Genomic DNA, 19,375 nt, shown 5'->3' with positions numbered 1-19,375 from the left:
TCTCTCGTCGAGCGGCATGCTGAGTGTCCTCGGATCGCCCCTGCGTGGGTGCGAGTCGAGCAGCGAGATTACTCGTGCCGTTACGTCAGATCTGTAAGAAAATTCCTATATTGCGATTCGCCATGACCAGTCATGTCAGTGCCTCAGGATGAGCAGCGAGCAAGCAAGAAGCTAGTTCTTCGTTAGGAGCGCGTGGCATATCAAATGCCATGCCCCTCTCAGCCCTAGTTCGCAGCGCTTACCTAAGAATCAGCGACTTAAGGACAGGCATAAGTACCCACAACGTCGGTAAGTGTGTTGTAAGTCACAGGAAGCTTACGCTAAGCAAAGGCTCACGCGGATCCTTTAGCGCCACGTGCACTAAGCGGTGGTGATGTGGTTTGAGTTCTTGTATTCGCCGCGTTGCGTGTTCCGCGATCGCTGCCGAACAATCCGCCCGAACGACATCCGGGACGAAGGTGATCTCCTGCCAGAACCAGACGCAATCGCGAAAAATGAGAGGCCGCGAATGACGCGCCTGTTGTCTCTGCGGCCAATCGACCAGTTGCAGGCGCAGTTCCTTGGGCAGGGCGAAGACCATGTTCTCGGGCTCGCCCGACAGCTCTCGCAGGCCGTCAGCGCCGAGTTCGCGCAGGCGGTCCAGCACGCCCTGGACGAGGATGTCCGGCGCTGAAGCGCCCTCGGTCACGCCGATATGGCGACAGCCTTCGACCCAGCGCGGGTCGATTTCCTCGGCGCCATCGATCAGGTACGCCTCCACGCCATCGCGCTCGGCGAGCTCGCGCAGACGGTCGGAGTTGGAGCTGTTCGGCGAGCCGACGACTGGTTAAGGCGCCGGTGAGCCGAAAGGCTCCCGCGAACATTTTTGCAAGCTTCACATAATAGTTAAAGAACAAGAGCATGGTCCGCCCCTTGGAATACGCAACTTTTCGGTAAGCGCGAGGTAAGCCGAACGGAGCATACGCCACCCGCACACAGGCCTAACGCAGTAACGTCCGCCAGGAGGGCATTGGGGAAAGTCTGGCTCGAGGTGTTGATATCTCTTCCCTCGTACCTTCCGCAAACTTTGCGGATCTGCTCCGCCGCTCGAAGCAGGGGAGGCTAACCATCTCATCTCACTGCTGTGCCGCAACCCTAAGGGGTTTACGAAGGAGCGCGGGCCCTGCGGTCAATTGACCAGTTGCAGGCGCAGCTCGCGCGGCAAGGCGAAGACCATGTTCTCCGGCTCACCGGCCAGTTCACGCACGCCACCCGCGCCGAGCTCGCGCAGGCGATCCAGCACGCCCTGCACCAGCACGTCCGGCGCGGACGCGCCGGCGGTCACGCCGATGTGCTGCCGTCCCTCGACCCAGCGCGGGTCGATCTCATCGGCGCCGTCGATCAGGTACGACTCGACGCCGTCGCGCTCGGCGAGCTCGCGCAGGCGGTTGGAGTTGGAGCTGTTGGGCGAACCGACGACAAGCACGAGATCGCACTCGCGGGCCAGGTCGCGCACGGCGTCCTGGCGGTTCTGGGTGGCGTAACAGATGTCGTCGTTCTTCGGCCCCTGCAGCGCGGGAAACTTCGCGCGCAGCGCGGCGATGACGCCGCGGGTGTCGTCGACCGACAGCGTGGTCTGGGTGGTGTAGGCGAGATTTTCCGGCTGGCCGACGACCAGCGCGGCCACGTCGGCCTCGTCCTCGACGAGGTAGATCGCGCCCGTGCCGGCTTCCGCGCGCCACTGGCCCATCGTGCCTTCGACTTCGGGGTGGCCCTCGTGACCGATCAGCACCACGTCGCGACCGGCGCGGCAGTGGCGGGCCACTTCGAAATGCACCTTGGTCACCAGCGGACACGTCGCGTCGAACACCTTGAGGCCGCGACGGGCGGCCTCCTCACGCACCGCTTGGGAGACGCCGTGCGCACTGAAGATCACGGTGACGCCATCGGGCACCTCGTCGAGCTCCTCGACGAAGATCGCGCCCCGGCGCTTGAGGTCTTCGACGACGAAGCGGTTGTGCACCACCTCGTGGCGCACATAGATCGGCGCGCCCAGCGTCTCGATCGCGCGCTTGACGATCTCGATCGCACGGTCGACGCCGGCGCAGAAGCCGCGGGGGTTGGCGAGGACGATATCCATGCCGCGCAGTTTACCCGCACCGCCGGCAACGCCGGTGGAATGCCCAGGCGACCGCCCGGTGACGGCGTTCATTCGCCTCGGGCGCGTGGCCGTGCCCCGGGGCGGAACAACGCACGCGACAGCGCCACGACCAGGGCGGCGAGCATCAGCGCCGCGGTCCAGAACACCGGCCCCTGCTCGACGCCGATCGCGGCCACGTAGAGCGCGAGGCTCGCGGCCAGCGCGGCCCCGGCCAGGCTGCGCAGCACGCGGCGACGCCGGCGGGACAGGTTCGCCGGCGGCATCGCGGCGGCCAGCGCCCACCAGGCGGCGAGCAGCATCAGGGTGGCGAACAGGATCATGCGGGATCTCCGGCGCGCCCGGCCTCGCTCGAGCGCTGCGCACGGTCCGCCGGCACAGCGGCGCCGCGCCGGTAAGCCGCACGCGCGAGCAGAGCGAAGCCCAGTGCGAAGGCGATCGCCACCAGGTCCACCGCAGCCAACGCCCATTCGCCCCGGACCAGCGTCGCGCCGAGATGACTGTGCGGCGCGGTGGCGACATTGACCACCGGAACCGCCGCCATCGCGACCGCGGTCGCCAGGAACAGGTCGCGCCAGCCGCGGCCGACACGGTCACGCAATGCGCCCCAGAGCGCCGCCGCGGCCCAGACCGCGCAGAACGTGACGATTTCCGCCTTCGCCCGGTCTTCGAGCGCCGCCGGCAGCAGGCGGTTGGCCAGCAGCATCGCCGCGCAGGCCAGCGGCATCCCGGCGACCACGCCGACGTTGAGCGCACGCACCAGGCCGTGCCCGGAGACGAGGCCCGCCGCCGCGCAGCGTTGCGCGCGCTTGCGCACCCAGACCTGCATGCCGGTGGCCAGCATCACGCAGCCGGCGAGACCCAGCACGAAATACAGCCAGCGCAGCGCCGCGCCGCCGAACTGCGCCATGTGCAGGCCGCCGAGAAACGCGTAGGTGGTGTAGCCCGCCGTCGCCGGCGCGGACTGATGCACGAATGCGCCCGTCGCCGCGTCGTACTGCACCTGCTGCATGTCCCAGGCCACGCGGCGGGAATGGTCGGTGCCGAATGCGATCAGGGCGCTGCCGTCGGCTGGATGGTGGATCGACGCCCAGTCCACCGGGGCGCCCATGCGGCGCTCGGCATCGGCCACCAGCGCGTCGACGGAATGCCGCGATGCCAGCGGCGTGTTGGTTTCCTCGCGCTCGAAGAATCCACCGGCGTCGGCGAAGAAGGCTTCTGTGTCGCCGCCGTACGCCGCCTGCGTGCCGCCGACGATGTAGCTGGCGGCGAAGATCGCCACGCCGGTGTAGGCGATCATCACGTGGAACGGCAGGCCGAGCACACCGGCCAGGTTGTGTCCGTCGAGCCAGGCGCGCTGACCGCCACCGCGCCAGCGCAGCATGAAGAAGTCCTTGAAGATCTTCTTGTGGGTGATCACGCCGGCCACCAGCGCCACCAGCATCATCATGCCGAGCAGGCCCACCGCGTACATGCCCCACAGCCCGGCATGCAGGTCGTAGTGCAGCCGGAAGAAGAACTGGCCGCCCGCGGTGGCAGGCAGCACCGCGCCGTCACGTGGGTCGAGCAGCACCGCGCCCTCGCTGCCATCGTCGTTGAACCAGAACGCCTCGACGCCACGCTTGCGCGCACTGGAGACATGGGCCCACCACACGTGTGCCTCGGGCGCGTGGCGTTCCAGGATGTCGAACGCGGCATCGAAGCGCGTCGGCTGCGGCCCGGCGAGATCGTGCAGCGTCGGACGCATCCAGTCGTCGAGCTCGCGGTCGAAGCAGGCGATCGTGCCGCCCACGAAGATGACGAACAGCAACCAGCCCGACAGCAGGCCTGCCCAGGTGTGCAGCCAGGCCATCGCCTGGCGCAACGAGTTCTTCATGACGGCACCCTCCCCGCGCGGATCACGGACGCATCGCCTGTGCCGACAGCAGCGACGCGGCGGCTAGCAGTGCCAGCGCCAGCAGCGGCACCACGGCGGCGGCGCGCGTCCAGCGCCGCGCACCGAAGCTGTAGACCGCGGCCGCGCACCACACCGGAAACGCCAGCAGCATGCCGGTGATGACCCGGTCCGGCCGCGACAACGGCAGCAGCGATGCAGCGAGCGCCGAGAACGCATGGGCGAGGACGTAGCCGCCGACCACCGCGATCACCGTGCGCAGCAGAACCTCGCCGGCATGCCGCCAGCGCGCGTGGGCATCGGGCCGACGGCGCCGGTCGACACGGGGATTCATCGTGGGCGCCACCGCTCAGAACCGGTAACCGAGCGTCAACGAGACGTTGCGCGGTGCGGCGTAGAAGCCCTGCCCGGCGCTGTAGAGCGAGGTCAGGTACGTGCGGTCGGTGAGGTTGTCGAGATTCAGCGTCGCATCCCAGCCGCTGCGCAGGCGATAGCCGGCCATCAGGCCGACCACGGCGTACGCATCCTGCTCGACCCGCGCGGGCGTGCCGTCCGGCAACGCGACCGGTTGCCAGATATCCCCCTGCCAGCGCACCGAGCCGCCGACCCGCAGACCCGGCACCGCGGCGATGCGCGCCACCGCGGCGGCACGCAGCGTCGAGCGCGGCACGTAGGGTCGGCTGTCGGCGCCCGTGTCGTCCTCGATCCGCAGACGCGTCCAGCCGGCGGAGAGCGACCAGGTCTCGCCGACCTCGCCGGAGACTTCGAGCTCCACGCCGGTCGAACGCGCATCCTCACCTGCGTAGACCGAGCGGCCGCTGTCGACGTCGAAGCCCACGTAACGAGCGAGGTTGTCCTGCTCCACCCGGAACGCCGCGGCCGAGGCGTTGAGCCGGCCATCGAACCAGGCGCCCTTGAGGCCCGCTTCGAGACTGCTGCCCTCGATCGCTTCGAGCGGCGTCCCGGATGCATCGAGCTCGGTCTGCTGGGCGAAGATGCCGCCGTAGCTGGCGTACAGCGAATACGCCGGCGCGATGTCCCACACGGCGCCGACGAACGGCGTGGTGCGCGTGACCGCGCTGTTCCTGGGTGTGCCGTAGCCGATGCCGTCCATGCGGACGCGGGCGTGGTTGGCGCCGGTGATCAGCTTGAACGTGTCCGCCAGGTCCCAGCGCACGTTCGCGTAGAGCGTCTCGCGTCGGAACTCGAAATCCGAACCGTCGCTGTAGCTGTCGAACGCAGGCTTCGGATAGCGGCCATCGAAGGCGCCCAGCGGGCCGAGCGGCGTGCCGATGTCGTCGCTGTACCACGAGAGTTCGCGCACGCGGCTGTCCGCCCAGCTCGCACCGACGACCGCGTCGTGGCGACGGCCGCCGAATTCGAGCGGCCCGCTGGCGCGCACGTCCGCATGCCGGCTGCGCAGCGCACCGGCATACGCCGACGGATAGGCGAACAGGCCCAGCCCGGTTGTGCGATCGGGCGTGCCGTAGACGTAGAACAGTTCCGAATCCTGGTCCTTGTCCTGGTGGTTGAACGCACCGCGCAGCGACCAGCCGTTGCCGAAGTCGTGGACGATCTCGGCGAAGGCGCGCGTATCCCGGGTGTCCCAGTACGCCCAGTCCGCGGCCGTGCTGGTGCTGCGCCGGTAGTCGGTCGGCGAGCCGTCCGCGTAGAACAGCGGCAACGCGCCCCAGAGCGGGCTGTCGGCGTTGTTGTCCTGGCGCGAGACGCCTGCGGTCAGGCGCGTCGACGCGCCGAGATCGGCGTCGACGACGCCGTACACCAGCGATTTCTCCAGGTGATATCGATCGAGATGGCTGTCGCCGTCCTCGTAGGCCGCGACCACGCGGCCGCGCACCGCGTCGCTGCCCAGCGGACCGCCGACATCGGCATCGATGCGCTGCCGGTCCCAGCTGCCGAACGTCGCGTGCACCGCGCCCTCGAACGCCGCCGTCGGCCGCTTACGTACGAAGTTGATCGTCGCCGACGGATTGCCGGTCGCCGACATCAGGCCGTTCGCGCCGCGCAGCACCTCGACGCGGTCGAACATCGCCAGGTCGATGTCGCCCTCCTGGATGCCATAGGGCAGCGGCACGCCGAGGCCGTCGAACTGGAAGTTGCTGATGTCGAACCCGCGCGCGGTGTAATACGTGCGACCGGTTTCGACCCGTTCCACGCCGATCCCGGGCGCGGCGTCGAGCGCGTCGTTGAGCGTGTCGAGGCCGAAATCGTCGAGCTGCTCACGGGTGAGCACGCTGACCGACTGCGGGGTCTCCCGCGTGGTCAGCCGCAGGCCGGTGCCGGCGGCCGTTGGCGGCGCGCCGTAGCCGGCGGCCTTCGCCGCATGCACCTCGACACGGTTGAGTTCGATCGGATCGGCAAGGCCAGTGTCATTGGCCGCCCACGAGGACAACGGAAGGGACGCCGCCAAGGCGGCCGCACAACACAGGGCGAGCGGGCAGCGGGCGAAGGCCGGGCGCTGCGACGACATGGAACACGAGGACATCGGGCGATCTCACGGGCTGTGGCGCCGGAACAGCCGGCGCCTAGCCGCGGATGATAATGAGATCGTGATGCAACCGCAAATGATTCTCAACAACAGATTGTGCGGCTCAGCGACGGCTCGCCGGGGCACTCTTGCCGCCGATGAAGCCGAACAGCGCGATGCCGATCGCGCCACCGACGATCGCCGCGTCCGCCAGGTTGAACGCCGGCCAGTAGTAGTCCTGCCAGTGCCACTGGATGAAATCGACGACGTGCCCATGGATCTGCCGGTCGATCACGTTGCCGATCGCCCCGCCGATCACCAGCGCGAACGGCAGCGCGGTCCGCCAGTCGTTGCGCGGCGTGCGCGCCAGCCACACCGCGAGCGTGCCGGAGATCAGGATCGCCAGGCCGGTGAAGAACCACTTCTGCCAGCCACCCGCATCGGCAAGGAAACTGAACGCCGCACCGGTGTTGTAGGTGCGGTACCAGTTCCAGAACCCGTCGATGACCGGAATCGCGGTGTACTCGGGCAGCGAGGTCAGCACCCAGTACTTGGTCAGCTGATCGAGCACGATCACCACCACCGACAGCACCAGCCACGGCAGGGCGTTGGGCGTCACCTTGGCCATCAGAACCACCTCCGCAGTTCGCCCTGGCCGTCGCGGCCATCGGTCGCGATGTTCTCCACGCAGCGGCCGCACAGGTCGGCATGCTCGGCATGCGCGCCGACATCGCCGCGACGCTGCCAGCAGCGCACGCACTTGGGCTTGCCGGTCACACGCGCCGAGACGCCGATCGCAGTCGCCGCCGGGTCGTCGACGATCGTCACTTCACCACTGATCAGCAGGAAGCGCAGCTCGTCGACGACCGGCGACAGCCAGTTCGCGTCCGACACGCCGCAGCGCAGTTCGATCTCCGCATCGAGCGCCGCGCCGATCTCGCCGCTCGCGCGCATCGGCTCGAGCACCTTGGACACGCGCTCGCGCAGTTCCAGCACGCGGTCGAAATCCTGCGCCGACCAGTCGGCATCGCTGCCGAGTTCGCGCAGGCCGGTGTACCAGGTCGCGAACTGCACGTTGGCCTCGCGCGCGCCGTCTGCCGGTGCCGGCAGATGGCTCCACAACTCGTCCGCGGTGAAGCTCAGCACCGGCGCGATCCAGCGCGTGAATGCCTCGGCCACGTGGTACATCGCGGTCTGCGCGCTGCGACGGCCGACCGAGTGCTCGGGCATCGTGTACAGCCGGTCCTTGGTGACGTCGAGATACAGCGAACCCAGATCGACGCTGCAGAAGTTCGACAGCGCCTGCACGATCTCGGCGAAATCGTAGCGCGCGTACGCATCCTCGATCCGCGCCTGCAGCTGGGCCGCGCGATGCACGATCCAGCGGTCCAGCGCGACCATGTCCTGCGGCGCGACGAGATCGCGCGCCGGCTCGAAGCCGGCCAGATTGCCCAGCAGGAAGCGCGCGGTGTTGCGGATGCGGCGGTAGGCGTCAGCGGTACGCTTGAGGATCTCCTGCGACAGCGACATCTCGTTGCTGTAGTCGGCCGAGGCGATCCACAGGCGCAGGATGTCGGCGCCCAGCGTCTTCATGATGTCCTGCGGCTCGATGCCGTTGCCGAGCGACTTCGACATCTTGCGGCCGTGCTCGTCGACGGTGAAGCCATGCGTCAGGCACTGCCGGTACGGCGCGGCCTTGTCGATCGCGACGCCGGTCAGCAGCGAGGACTGGAACCAGCCGCGATGCTGGTCGGAGCCTTCGAGATACAGGTCGGCCGGTTTCTCATAGCCACGCGCCAGCAGCACGCCTTCGTGGGTCACGCCAGAGTCGAACCAGACATCGAGGATGTCGGTGATCCTGTCGTAGTCGGCCGCCTCGTCGCCGAGCAGTTCCGCCGCGTCGAGCGTGTACCAGATATCGACGCCGTGCTGTTCGACACGATCGGCGACCAGGCGCATCAGCTCGGTGCTGCGCGGATGCGGTTCGCCGGTTTCGCGATGCACGAACAGCGCGATCGGCACGCCCCAGGTGCGCTGGCGCGAGATCGTCCAGTCCGGGCGCCCTTCGACCATGCCGGCGATGCGCGCCTGGCCCCACTCGGGGTACCAGGTCACGTTCTTGATCGCGGCCAGCGCGTCGGTGCGCAGGTTGGCCTGCGACATCGAGATGAACCACTGCGGCGTCGCGCGGAACGCGATCGGCGTCTTGTGGCGCCAGCAATGCGGATAGCTGTGCTCGAACTTCGCGAACGCGAGCAAGCTGCCCTGCGCGCGCAGCGCGTCGACGATGACGTCGTTCGCCTTCCAGATGTGCAAGCCGGCGAGCACGGTGTCGCCGATCGGCGGCGTCGACGGCAGATAGACGCCGCGGCCGTCGACCGGGTTGAGCTGTGCGGCGGTGTAGCGGTCGAGCAGGCCGTAGGCCTTGCCGACGACGTAGTCCTCCTGGCCGTGGCCGGGCGCGGTGTGCACCGCGCCGGTGCCGTCTTCGGCCGACACGTGGTCGCCGAGGATCACCGGGATGTCGCGCTCGGCATAGAACGGATGCGCGAGCACGAGGTGCTCGAGCGCGCTGCCGGCCACGCGACCGTGCACGACCACATCGCCCTCGACGCCGTAGCGGCGCAGCGCGCGCTCGGCCAATGCATCGGCCAGCACCAGCCAGCGACGACGGCCGTCCTGCGCCACCGGGCCTTCGACCAGCGCGTATTCGAGATCGGCGCCCAGCGAGATCGCCAGCGACGCCGGCAGCGTCCACGGCGTGGTGGTCCAGATCGGCAATGCGACGTCGACATCGCTCGGCAGCGTCGCGCCGAAGGCATGCGCGAACGCGGCGGAATCACGCGCGAGATACGCGACGTCGACCGCGGGCGAGACCTTGTCGGCGTATTCGATTTCCGCTTCGGCCAGCGCCGAACCGCAGTCGAAACACCAGTGCACCGGCTTCACGCCGCGGGTCAGATGGCCGTTGTCGACCACCTTGGCCAGCGCGCGCATCTCGTCGGCCTCGAAGCGGAAATCGAGCGTGCGGTACGGGTTGTCCCAGTCGCCGAGCACACCGAGGCGCTTGAAATCGCGACGCTGGATGTCGATCTGCTCGTTGGCGTATTCGCGGCACTTCTGCCGGAATTCCACCGCATCGAGCTTGACGCCGACCTTGCCCCACTTCTTTTCGATCGCGATCTCGATCGGCAGGCCGTGGCAATCCCAGCCCGGGATGTAGGGCGCATCGAAACCCGCCATGCCCTTGGACTTGACGATGATGTCCTTGAGGATCTTGTTGACCGCATGGCCGAGATGGATCGAGCCGTTCGCATACGGCGGGCCGTCGTGCAGCACGAACTGCGGCCGCCCGCGCGCATGGTCGCGCAGCTGCGCGTACAGGCCCTCCTCTTCCCAGCGCGCCAGCATCGCCGGCTCGCGCTTGGGCAGATCACCACGCATCGGGAAGTCGGTCGCCGGCAGATGGATCGTCGACTTGTAGGGATTGGAATTGCTGGCGTCTGCGCTCACGCGTAGTCCTGTCGTTGCGTTTCGTATCGTGGGGAATGCGGCGCGGCGAGGACGGCGCGCGCCTGTGCGGCGTCGAGATCCATCTGCGCGACCAGACTCGGCAGGTCGTCGAACTTTTCCTCGTCGCGCAGGCGCGCGACGAATTCGACTTCGATGCGGCGGCCGTACAGATCGCCGTCGAAATCGAACAGATGCGCCTCGAGCAGCGGCTCGACGCCGCCGACGGTCGGCCGCGTGCCGAAGCTCGACACCGACGGCCAGGGCCGGCTTCGATCGGCACCGCTGCCGATGCCGTGCACGCGGGTGGCGTAGATGCCGCGCAGCGCCGGCACCTTGCCGCCGAAGCGCAGGTTCGCGGTCGGATACCCAAGCGTGCGGCCGAGCTGCTTGCCGCGCACCACGCGCCCGGAGACCGCGTACGGCCGTCCGAGCAGACGCGCGGCGTGTTCGAAATCACCCGCGACCAGCGCGGTGCGGATATGGGTGCTCGACACCCGCTCGCCATCGACCACCAACGGCTCGATCTCGCCGGCAATGAAGCCCGCCTCGCGACCCAGCACCTGCAGCGTCGCCAGGTCGCCGGCGCGTTTGTGGCCGAAGCGGAAGCCCGGGCCGACCCAGACCTCGCGCGCGCGCAGGCGCTGCACCAGCACGGCATCGACGAAGGCTTCGGGCGACATCGCCGCCATGCGCGCATCGAAACGCAGCAGACCGACCACGTCGGCACCCAGGCCACGCAGGCCTTCGAATTTCGCGCGCACCGGCCCGAGCCGCGGCGGCGGCGATGCGGCAGCGAAGAACTCGCGCGGCAGCGGTTCGAAACTCAGCGCAGCGGCGTCGACGCCCAGCACGTGCGCACGCGCGATCGCGTGGCGCACCAGCGCCTGGTGCCCGAGATGCAGCCCGTCGAACGCGCCGATGCAGACCACGCTGCCGTCGGCACAGAGGGGCCCGCCGGCGATGTCGCGGAACAGCCTGCTCATGTGGGTCCGTTGCGGCAGGCGCACCAGTGGGCGCCCGCAGGAAAAAAGTGACCGGCGAGTATAGCCGGCCCCCGGTCCGGCCCGGGTCCGGCGGTCGCGTTCAGTGGCGCAGGTGGCGCGGCCGCAGGCCCAGCGCGACCATCGCGATGACGTACGTCGCCCCGCCTGCTCCGATCACCAGCACCAGCCAGCTGATGCGGTGCAGCGCGCCCTGAATGTCGGTCCACGCGCCGATCCAGAACCGCAGACCCAGCACCACGACCGCCATCGCCGCACAGGCGCAGGCCAGGCGCAGCGCGTAGGTCGCCCAGCCGGGCTCGGGACTGAAGATCCCGCGCTGGCGGAGATACCGCCACAGCAGCGCCGCATTGACCACACCCGCCAGCGCCGTGGCCAGCGCGATGCCGCCGTGCGCGCCGGGGATCTCGTAGAGCCACAGCGGCGTGGTCAGCGCGATCGTCAGCAGCACGTTCGCCGCGACCGTCCAGATCGCCGCGCGCATGGGCGTCTTCGTGTCCTGCCGCGCATAGAACGCGGGCGCCAGCACCTTGCTGAGCATGAAGGCCGGTACGCCAAGGCTCATCGCGGTCAGGCTGATTGCCGCCATGCGCGTGTCCTCGGCGCCGAATGCGCCGTAGTTGTAGACCGTCGCCGTGATCGGCTCGGCCAGCAGCAGCAGGCCCAGGCCCGCCGGCACGCCGGCCAGCAGCGCCATGCGCAACCCCCAGTCCAGCGACTGGTTGTAGCCCGTTGCGTCCTCGGCCGCATGTCGCCGCGACAGATGCGGCAGGATCACCGTGCCCAGCGCTACGCCGAACAGGCCGAGCGGGAATTCGATCAGGCGGTCGGAGTAGTACAGCCAGTCCACGCTGCCCGCCGCCAGCAGCGATGCGAAGGCCGTGCCGACGATCAGATTGACCTGGGCGACCGACGAGGAGAACAGCGTCGGAAGCATCAGCCGGCCGACCTTGCGCACCTCGGGATGCTTGAATCCGGCCCGGAAGCGCGGGCGCAATCCCAGCCGACCGAGCGCCGGCCACAGCAATGCGAGCTGCAGGAATCCCGCGATCAGCACGCCCCAGGCCAGCCCCTGCGGCGGCAATTCGAAGCGCGGCGCCAGCCACAGCATCGCCGCGATCATCGTCAGGTTGTGCAGCACCGGGGTGAACGCCGGCAGGCCGAACCGGCCGTGGCTGTTGAGGATCGACGCCGACAGCGACATCAGCGAAATGAACAGCAGGTACGGGAATGTGATCCGCAGCATCTGCGCGGTCTGGGCCAGCAATTCGGGCTGGTCCGCCCAGCCGGGCGCGAACAGCCGCGCGATCAGCGGTGCCGCCAGCATGCCCAGCGCGCAGACCACCAGCACCACCGCGCACAGCGCACCGGCCATCGCGTCGATGAAGGATTTCAGCGCGGCACGGTCGCCGCGTTCCTTGATCTCGTTGAGCACCGGCACGAAGGCCATCGCCATCGAGCCTTCGGCGAACACCCGCCGCAGGAAATTGGGGATGCGATAGGCGACAATGAACGCGCTCATTGCGCCACCGGTGCCGAAGAGCGTCGCCTGCAGCATGTCGCGGGCGAAGCCGGCAATCCGCGACAGCAGGGTCATCGCGCTGAACACCGCGCTCGAACGCAGCAACCCACCGCGGCGCTTCGGGGCCGGCTGGGTGCCCACCGGATCGGACGCCGTCACCCGACAGCGCCGTTCAGGCCGGGCTGGTTGACGCAAGTATCTGAAACACCCATAATTTCCTGCTCAAATTTTCATTCGTCCGGCGACGCCGGATTTTCACACGTCCAGCTTCCAGGAATCCATCGTGGCAAACATCAAGTCCGCCAAGAAGCGCGCCAAGCAGACCGTCGTGCGCAATGCGCGCAACTCCGCCCAGCGCTCGCAGCTCCGCACCGCCGTCAAGAAGGTGCTCAAGGCACTCGACGCCAACGACGCGACCGGCGCACAGGAGGCGTTCAACGTCGCCCAGCCGATCCTCGATCGTTTCAGCTCGCGTGGCCTGATCCACAAGAACAAGGCCGCTCGCCACAAGAGCCGCCTGACCGCACGCATCAAGGCCCTCAAGGCCGCCTGAGCCAGGCCGACCGCGTCAGCGGTCGATGATGCTGCACGGGAAACCCGGCCCTCGGCCGGGTTTTTCTGTGGGCGTCCGCAACAGCGCGCCACGCGGGATCGGTCGGACGCAACGCGCCGGCGCCCCACTCTTCGAGACCGGACGTTCCCGGGCTCTCCGCGCCTGAAGCTACGGTTCGTTCGTGAGCGCCACGCGCGCCCGGCCGGCGCGCGCATCGGACCGCATAGACAAAACCCGACCATTGGCCGGGTTTTTCTTGCGCACGACGGCGGCGTTCACAGCGCAGGCGCCGGCCTGCCGAATACGTCAGACCGCGTCGGCCGCCTCACGTTCGCTGCGGTCCAGTTCGTCGAGCGCCGCCTGCACCTTGAGCATCACCTCGCGCGTGCCGTCGTGCGCCAGGCCGGACACCAGGAACCAGGGACCGGTCCAGCCCAGCGCCTCGATGACGCGCGCCGCTTCGGCCTCGGCGTCCTCGGGCAGCAGGGTGTCCGCTTTGTTGATCAGCAGCCAGCGTGGCTTGTCCAGAAGCGCGGCATCGAACTTTTCCAGCTCGCGCTCGATCGCGCGCACCTGTTCAACCGGGTCGGTGCCGTCCAGCGGCTGGATCTCCACCAGATGCAGCAGCAGCCGCGTGCGCTGGATGTGGCGCAGGAACAGCGCACCCAGCCCTGCACCATCGGCCGCACCTTCGATCAGGCCCGGAATGTCGGCGATGACGAAGCTGCGCGCCGGCTCGACACTGACCACGCCGAGGTTCGGATACAACGTCGTGAACGGATAGTCCGCGACCTTCGGCGTCGCCGCCGAGACCGCGCGGATCAGCGTGCTCTTGCCAGCATTCGGAAAGCCCAGCAGGCCGACATCGGCCAGAAGTTTGAGCTCGAGCCGCAGCGTGCGCTCTTCGCCCTCCTCGCCCGACGTCGACTGCCGCGGCGAGCGGTTGGTCGAGCTCTTGAAATGCATGTTGCCCAGGCCACCCTTGCCGCCGCGCGCCACCAGCAGCCGCTGGCCGTGCTCGGTCAGATCGCCGATGACCTCGTCGGTCGTCACGTTGTGCACGACGGTGCCGACTGGCACGACGATGACCAGATCCTCGCCGCCCTTGCCGTACATCTGCCGCCCCATGCCGCCCTCGCCGCGCTGCGCACGGAACAGCGTCTGGTGACGGAAGTCGACCAGCGTATTGAGGTTCTCGTCGGTCTGGATCCAGACGCTGCCGCCGTCGCCGCCATCGCCGCCATCGGGCCCGCCGAGCGGAATGAACTTCTCGCGGCGGAAACCCACGCAGCCATTGCCGCCCTTGCCGGCGGTTACGGTGATTTCAACTTCGTCGACTAGCTTCATGGGAATTCGGGATTCGGGATTGGGGATTTGGAGAACGCCGAAGCCTGACGGCCCCGACGTTTCCGGTGGATTGGCCACGGTACCAGCGGGTCGCTCTTGCGAATCCCGACTCCCGAATCACCAATCCCGTCGTTCTGGCGGGCATTGTCCGCCAGAACGAAAAACCCCGCCGAAGCGGGGCTTTCCGGTGTCACGCGTCGCGCGAGGCTCAGGCCTCGGCGACCACGCTGACGGTGCGGCGGTTCTTCGGACCCTTGGTCGCGAAGTTGACCTTGCCGTCGACCAGCGCGAACAGCGTGTGGTCGCGGCCGAGGCCGACGCCGGCGCCCGGATGGAACTGGGTGCCGCGCTGACGCACGATGATGTTGCCCGCCTCGATGGCCTGGCCGCCGAAGATCTTGACGCCCAGATACTTCGGGTTGGAGTCGCGGCCGTTGCGCGAGGAACCTACGCCCTTTTTGTGTGCCATGACTGCTTCTCCTTACTTCTTGTCGCCACCGGCGATGCCGGTGATCTCGATTTCGGTGTAGTGCTGACGATGTCCCTGGCGCTTCATGTGGTGCTTGCGGCGACGGAACTTGATGATGCGGATCTTGTCGGCGCGGCCGTGGCTGACGACCTTGGCGGTGACGCTGGCGCCCTTGAGGGCGTCGCCGATCTTGATGCCGTCGCTGTCGCCGAGCATCAGGACATTGTCGAACGTGATCTCGTTGCCGGCTTCGGCTTCGAGCTTCTCGACGCGGAGCGTTTCGCCCTGCGCCACGCGGTATTGCTTACCGCCGGTGACCAGTACTGCGTACATGTGGAGCCTCTCGTATCGGTGTTGGTTCTGTAGTTATTCTTGTTTCCGGCCGCCATCAAGGGCGGACAGGAGCGGAATTGTAGGGGATTCAGTGGATTAGGGTCAAACGGGTCGATTCCGGCCCGCCGACGGCCTGCCCGCCCCTCTACCAGGCCTGGCCTGACCGCACGGCCCCACGGGCCCCACGGGCCCCGCGGCAGTGGCCGGCGAGCCCGGCCGCGCACGACACGCCATTCGCAGGGACTGAGACAGACTGCCGCTACGCTGGCCTTTCCGGGATTTGCCCCCAAATCACCGGCTCGGTAGTCTGACCGATTGGCCGTTCCATGGCCCGCGTCGACCGTGCTGCCTCCCCCCTGCTCCACAACCTGGATCTGACGCCGATGGCGATGGACACCATCCGCATTCGCGGTGCCCGTACCCACAACCTGAAGAACATCGACCTCGACCTCCCCCGCGACCAGCTGATCGTCATCACCGGTCTGTCGGGCTCGGGCAAGTCGTCGCTCGCCTTCGACACGATCTACGCCGAAGGCCAGCGCCGCTACGTCGAGTCGCTGTCGTCCTACGCGCGCCAGTTCCTGAGCGTGATGGAGAAGCCCGACCTCGACCATATCGAAGGCCTGAGCCCGGCGATCTCGATCGAGCAGAAGTCGACCTCGCACAACCCGCGTTCGACGGTCGGCACGATCACCGAGATCTACGATTACCTGCGCCTGCTCTACGCACGCGTCGGCAGTCCGCGCTGTCCCGATCACGGCTACCCGCTGGAAGCGCAGACGGTCAGCCAGATGGTCGACCAGGTGCTGACCCTCGATCCCGAGCAGCGCTGGATGCTGCTGGCGCCGGTGGTGCGCGAGCGCAAGGGCGAGCACGCCCAGGTCTTCGAGCAGCTGCGTGCGCAGGGTTACGTGCGCGTGCGCGTCGACGGCGAGCTCTACGAGATCGACGGCCTGCCCACGCTCGCGCTGCGCCAGAAGCACACGATCGAGGCCGTGATCGACCGCTTCAAGGTGCGCGAGGACATGAAGCAGCGCCTGGCCGAATCCTTCGAGACCGCGCTCAAGCTTGGCGAAGGCATGGTGTCGGTGCAGGCGATCGACGATGCGTCGATCGCACCGCAGCTGTTCTCGTCCAAGTACAGCTGCCCGGTCTGCGATTACGCGCTGCCCGAGCTCGAGCCGCGCCTGTTCTCGTTCAACTCGCCGATCGGTGCCTGCCAGACCTGCGACGGCCTCGGCGTCAGCGAGTTCTTCGATCCCGAGCGCGTCGTCGTGCACCCCGAGCTGTCGCTGGCCGCCGGCGCCGTGCGTGGCTGGGACCGTCGCAACGCCTATTACTTCCAGCTGCTGCAATCACTGTCGAAGCACTACGGGTTCGACGTCGACACGCCGTGGCAGGAGCTGCCGCAAACCGCGCGCGATGCGGTGCTGTTCGGCAGCGGCAACGAGACCATCAGCTTCACCTACATCACCGATTCGGGCGCGCGCACCCAGCGCAAGCACCGCTTCGAAGGCATCGTGCCGAACCTCGAACGTCGCTACCGCGAGACCGAATCGTCCGCGGTGCGCGAGGAGCTGTCGAAGTACATCAGCGAGCGGCCGTGCCCGGACTGCGGTGGTGCGCGCCTGAACCGCTCGGCGCGCAACGTATTCGTCGCCGACCGGCCGATGCAGTCGCTCGTCGTGCTGCCGATCGACGAAGCGCTGTCGTTCTTCAGCACGATGGAACTGCCGGGCTGGCGCGGCGAGATCGCGTCCAAGATCGTCAAGGAGATCGCCGAACGCCTGACGTTCCTCGTCGACGTGGGCCTCGATTACCTCACGCTCGAACGCAAGGCAGACACGCTGTCGGGCGGCGAGGCCCAGCGCATCCGCCTGGCCTCGCAGATCGGCGCCGGTCTGGTCGGCGTGATGTACGTACTCGACGAGCCGTCGATCGGCCTGCACCAGCGCGACAACGAACGCCTGCTCGGCACGCTGACGCGGCTGCGTGATCTCGGCAACACCGTCATCGTCGTCGAGCACGACGAGGATGCGATCCGCCTCGCCGACCACATCGTCGACATCGGCCCGGGCGCCGGCGTGCACGGCGGCGAAGTCGTCGCGCAGGGCTCGTACGAGGACGTGCTCAAGGCGCCGCGTTCGCTGACCGGCCAGTACCTGAGCGGCCGCAAGCGCATCGAGATTCCGGCCAAGCGCCACAAGCCGAATCCGAAGATGCGGCTCAAGCTGCTCGGCGCGTCCGGCCACAACCTCAAGAACGTGGATCTGACGATCCACTCCGGCCTGTTCACTGCGATCACCGGCGTGTCCGGCTCGGGCAAGTCGACGCTGATCAACGACACCCTGCACTCGCTGGCCGCGAACGAGATCAACGGCGCGTCGCACAAGGCGGCGCCGTATCGCGAGATCGAAGGCCTCGACCTGTTCGACAAGGTCGTCGACATCGACCAGTCGCCGATCGGCCGGACGCCGCGATCGAACCCGGCGACCTACACCGGCCTGTTCACACCGCTGCGCGAACTGTTCGCGCAGGTGCCCGAATCGCGTTCGCGCGGTTATGCGGCCGGACGTTTCAGCTTCAACGTGCGCGGCGGCCGCTGCGAGGCCTGTCAGGGCGACGGCCTGCTGAAGGTGGAGATGCATTTCCTGCCCGACGTCTACGTGCCCTGCGACGTCTGCCACGGCAAGCGCTACAACCGCGAGACGCTGGAGATCCTCTACAAGGGCCACAGCATCCACGACGTGCTGGAGATGACGGTCGAGGACGCGCTGGGCCTGTTCGAGAACCTGCCGCCGATCGCGCGCAAGCTCGAAACACTGGTCGATGTGGGCCTGGCCTACGTCAAGCTCGGCCAGAGCGCGACCACGCTGTCGGGCGGCGAGGCGCAGCGCGTCAAGCTCTCGAAGGAGCTCTCGCGTCGCGACACCGGGCGCACGCTCTACATCCTCGACGAACCGACGACCGGCCTGCACTTCCACGACATCGAACATCTGCTCGCCGTGCTGCACAAGCTGCGCGACGACGGCAATACGGTGGTCGTGATCGAGCACAACCTCGACGTGATCAAGACCGCGGACTGGGTCATCGATCTCGGGCCGGAGGGCGGGCATCGCGGCGGCCAGATCATCGCCGAGGGCACGCCCGAGCAAGTCGCGGCGATGCCGCAGTCGCATACCGGCCAGTTCCTGGCGCGCCTGCTCGACGCCAAACTGCCGGAGCCGGCGGCGCCGAAGCCCGAACGCACGCTGGCGCGCAAGTCTACGACCCACCTGCCCAAGCCCCTGCCGCGCAAGGGCGCCTCCACGAAGGCCGCCGAGGCCGAAGCGAACGTGCGCGCCGAACTGATGAAGGCCGGCTCGAAGCAGGTCGATCCGGACGCGCGCGAGGCGCCGCAGGCGAGCGCGAAAAAGACCGCATCCAAGCAGGCGAAGAAGAAGAAGAAGGGAGTCAAGGCATGAGTGAATCGAAGGTGTTGATCCGGATGCCGATCGAGCTGCGCTGGCGCGATCTCGACGCGTTCAACCACGTCAACAACTCCAATTTCATGACGTATCTGGAGGAGGCCCGGATCCGCTGGTTCGATTCGCTGGGCGAGCCCTGGGTCACCGACACGATCGCGCCGCTGCTCGCCGCGGTGCAGATGAACTACAAGGTGCCGATTCCGTATCCGGCGAAGATCGTCGTGGAGCTGCTGGCCGATCGCATCGGCACCAGCAGCGTGACGCTCGGCCACCGCATCGTCTCCGACGACGGCGCCACGCTGTTCGCCGACGGCCACGTGGTGATGGTGTGGATCGACCGGGCGACCGGACGGCCCACGGCCCTGCCCGAGCAGGTCAAGGGAATCGCCGAAGCGGCCTGACGCGGAACGCCGATGGACGGTGCGCGCGGTCTTTCGAGGTCGCGCGGCGCCATCGTTGCCCCAGAGCCGCGATGTCGGTGGCGCGTACGCGTCGCGGATCCAACCGTCGACGTACACGCGGCGCAATGTCGGCGCCGGCCGCCTGGCGTACGCGCCGCCCAGATATCGCCCGCATTCGCGACGCGTGCGGTGCGCTGGGCGCGATTTCGACGCGTGCCGTGTGCCGATGCCCTACGGACGACACCGCCCG

The 19,375-nt window shown here is 67.9% G+C and carries 14 protein-coding genes and 2 pseudogenes; 3 read left to right on the top strand and 13 right to left on the bottom strand.

The window, feature by feature from the left end; genetic code table 11:
* Positions 1–538 precede the first annotated feature (538 nt).
* From ispH (ACF3M1_RS06280) to murJ, 10 genes and pseudogenes are all read right to left on the bottom strand, one after another.
* Positions 539–823 (bottom strand): annotated as a pseudogene (gene ispH / locus ACF3M1_RS06280) (4-hydroxy-3-methylbut-2-enyl diphosphate reductase); the annotation flags it as partial.
* Positions 824–1,168: 345 nt separating this feature from the next.
* Positions 1,169–2,119, bottom strand: a complete 951-nt coding sequence (ispH, locus tag ACF3M1_RS06275) for a 4-hydroxy-3-methylbut-2-enyl diphosphate reductase (protein ID WP_394005200.1) — start codon at positions 2,117–2,119, stop codon at positions 1,169–1,171.
* Positions 2,120–2,187: 68 nt separating this feature from the next.
* On the bottom strand, positions 2,188–2,460 hold the full coding sequence (locus ACF3M1_RS06270) for a DUF3325 family protein (protein ID WP_394004733.1): 273 nt from the start codon (positions 2,458–2,460) through the stop codon (positions 2,188–2,190).
* The gene (locus ACF3M1_RS06265; RefSeq protein WP_394004732.1) at positions 2,457–4,013 is read right to left on the bottom strand and encodes a PepSY-associated TM helix domain-containing protein; all 1,557 of its coding nucleotides are present in this window, start codon (positions 4,011–4,013) and stop codon (positions 2,457–2,459) included. The genes ACF3M1_RS06270 and ACF3M1_RS06265 overlap by 4 nt, the downstream gene beginning before the upstream one ends.
* Positions 4,014–4,035: 22 nt before the next feature.
* Positions 4,036–4,365, bottom strand: coding sequence for a DUF3649 domain-containing protein (locus ACF3M1_RS06260; RefSeq protein WP_394004731.1), 330 nt, complete (start codon positions 4,363–4,365; stop codon positions 4,036–4,038).
* A gap of 15 nt (positions 4,366–4,380) precedes the next feature.
* On the bottom strand, positions 4,381–6,522 hold the full coding sequence (locus ACF3M1_RS06255) for a TonB-dependent siderophore receptor (protein WP_394004730.1): 2,142 nt from the start codon (positions 6,520–6,522) through the stop codon (positions 4,381–4,383).
* A 121-nt stretch (positions 6,523–6,643) separates the two neighbouring features.
* On the bottom strand, positions 6,644–7,147 hold the full coding sequence (lspA, locus tag ACF3M1_RS06250) for a signal peptidase II (protein WP_394004729.1): 504 nt from the start codon (positions 7,145–7,147) through the stop codon (positions 6,644–6,646).
* Positions 7,147–9,963, bottom strand: coding sequence for an isoleucine--tRNA ligase (gene ileS / locus ACF3M1_RS06245; RefSeq protein WP_394005199.1), 2,817 nt, complete (start codon positions 9,961–9,963; stop codon positions 7,147–7,149). The genes lspA and ileS overlap by 1 nt, the downstream gene beginning before the upstream one ends.
* Before the next feature lie 65 nt (positions 9,964–10,028).
* The gene (locus ACF3M1_RS06240) at positions 10,029–11,015 is read right to left on the bottom strand and encodes a bifunctional riboflavin kinase/FAD synthetase (RefSeq protein ID WP_394004728.1); all 987 of its coding nucleotides are present in this window, start codon (positions 11,013–11,015) and stop codon (positions 10,029–10,031) included.
* 100 nt (positions 11,016–11,115) lie between these two features.
* Entirely contained in the window at positions 11,116–12,660 is a 1,545-nt protein-coding gene (murJ, locus tag ACF3M1_RS06235) for a murein biosynthesis integral membrane protein MurJ (RefSeq protein WP_394005198.1), read from the bottom strand.
* Positions 12,661–12,838: 178 nt separating this feature from the next.
* Between murJ and rpsT the strand changes: the two genes are divergently transcribed.
* Positions 12,839–13,108, top strand: a complete 270-nt coding sequence (gene rpsT, locus ACF3M1_RS06230; RefSeq protein WP_394004727.1) for a 30S ribosomal protein S20 — start codon at positions 12,839–12,841, stop codon at positions 13,106–13,108.
* Positions 13,109–13,414: 306 nt separating this feature from the next.
* Here the strand turns inward: rpsT and cgtA are convergent, their stop codons facing one another.
* The 3 genes from cgtA to rplU all read right to left on the bottom strand — a co-directional run bounded on the left by cgtA (position 13,415) and on the right by rplU (position 15,257).
* Complete coding sequence (cgtA, locus tag ACF3M1_RS06225; RefSeq protein WP_394004726.1) at positions 13,415–14,455, bottom strand: Obg family GTPase CgtA; 1,041 nt, start codon at positions 14,453–14,455, stop codon at positions 13,415–13,417.
* A gap of 208 nt (positions 14,456–14,663) precedes the next feature.
* Entirely contained in the window at positions 14,664–14,924 is a 261-nt protein-coding gene (gene rpmA / locus ACF3M1_RS06220) for a 50S ribosomal protein L27 (protein WP_394004725.1), read from the bottom strand.
* Between the two features lie 12 nt (positions 14,925–14,936).
* On the bottom strand, positions 14,937–15,257 hold the full coding sequence (gene rplU / locus ACF3M1_RS06215) for a 50S ribosomal protein L21 (protein WP_394004724.1): 321 nt from the start codon (positions 15,255–15,257) through the stop codon (positions 14,937–14,939).
* 383 nt (positions 15,258–15,640) lie between these two features.
* Between rplU and uvrA the strand changes: the two are divergent.
* Positions 15,641–18,464 (top strand): annotated as a pseudogene (gene uvrA, locus ACF3M1_RS06210) (excinuclease ABC subunit UvrA); the annotation flags it as partial.
* 253 nt (positions 18,465–18,717) lie between these two features.
* Positions 18,718–19,125 carry an acyl-CoA thioesterase gene (locus ACF3M1_RS06205; protein WP_394004723.1) on the top strand — a complete coding sequence of 136 codons (408 nt, stop codon included), beginning with the start codon at positions 18,718–18,720 and terminating at the stop codon, positions 19,123–19,125.
* Positions 19,126–19,375: the final 250 nt, after the last annotated feature.

Source organism: Luteimonas sp. WGS1318 (genome assembly GCF_043187535.1).
In the GTDB taxonomy this organism is placed as follows: domain Bacteria; phylum Pseudomonadota; class Gammaproteobacteria; order Xanthomonadales; family Xanthomonadaceae; genus Luteimonas.
The sequence above is the reverse complement of the archived record's forward strand: the minus strand, read 5'-3'. Positions and strand labels throughout refer to the sequence as shown.

Excerpts from the sequence above, each read along its gene's own strand:
- ispH (WP_394005200.1), bottom strand. The coding sequence starts at position 2,119 with ATGGATATCGTCCTCGCCAACCCCCGCGGCTTCTGCGCCGGCGTCGAC.
- ACF3M1_RS06270 (WP_394004733.1), bottom strand. The coding sequence starts at position 2,460 with ATGATCCTGTTCGCCACCCTGATGCTGCTCGCCGCCTGGTGGGCGCTG.
- ACF3M1_RS06265 (WP_394004732.1), bottom strand. The coding sequence starts at position 4,013 with ATGAAGAACTCGTTGCGCCAGGCGATGGCCTGGCTGCACACCTGGGCA.
- ACF3M1_RS06260 (WP_394004731.1), bottom strand. The coding sequence starts at position 4,365 with ATGAATCCCCGTGTCGACCGGCGCCGTCGGCCCGATGCCCACGCGCGC.
- ACF3M1_RS06255 (WP_394004730.1), bottom strand. The coding sequence starts at position 6,522 with ATGTCGTCGCAGCGCCCGGCCTTCGCCCGCTGCCCGCTCGCCCTGTGT.
- lspA (WP_394004729.1), bottom strand. The coding sequence starts at position 7,147 with ATGGCCAAGGTGACGCCCAACGCCCTGCCGTGGCTGGTGCTGTCGGTG.
- ileS (WP_394005199.1), bottom strand. The coding sequence starts at position 9,963 with ATGCGTGGTGATCTGCCCAAGCGCGAGCCGGCGATGCTGGCGCGCTGG.
- ACF3M1_RS06240 (WP_394004728.1), bottom strand. The coding sequence starts at position 11,015 with ATGAGCAGGCTGTTCCGCGACATCGCCGGCGGGCCCCTCTGTGCCGAC.
- cgtA (WP_394004726.1), bottom strand. The coding sequence starts at position 14,455 with ATGAAGCTAGTCGACGAAGTTGAAATCACCGTAACCGCCGGCAAGGGC.
- rpmA (WP_394004725.1), bottom strand. The coding sequence starts at position 14,924 with ATGGCACACAAAAAGGGCGTAGGTTCCTCGCGCAACGGCCGCGACTCC.
- rplU (WP_394004724.1), bottom strand. The coding sequence starts at position 15,257 with ATGTACGCAGTACTGGTCACCGGCGGTAAGCAATACCGCGTGGCGCAG.
- ACF3M1_RS06205 (WP_394004723.1), top strand. The coding sequence starts at position 18,718 with ATGAGTGAATCGAAGGTGTTGATCCGGATGCCGATCGAGCTGCGCTGG.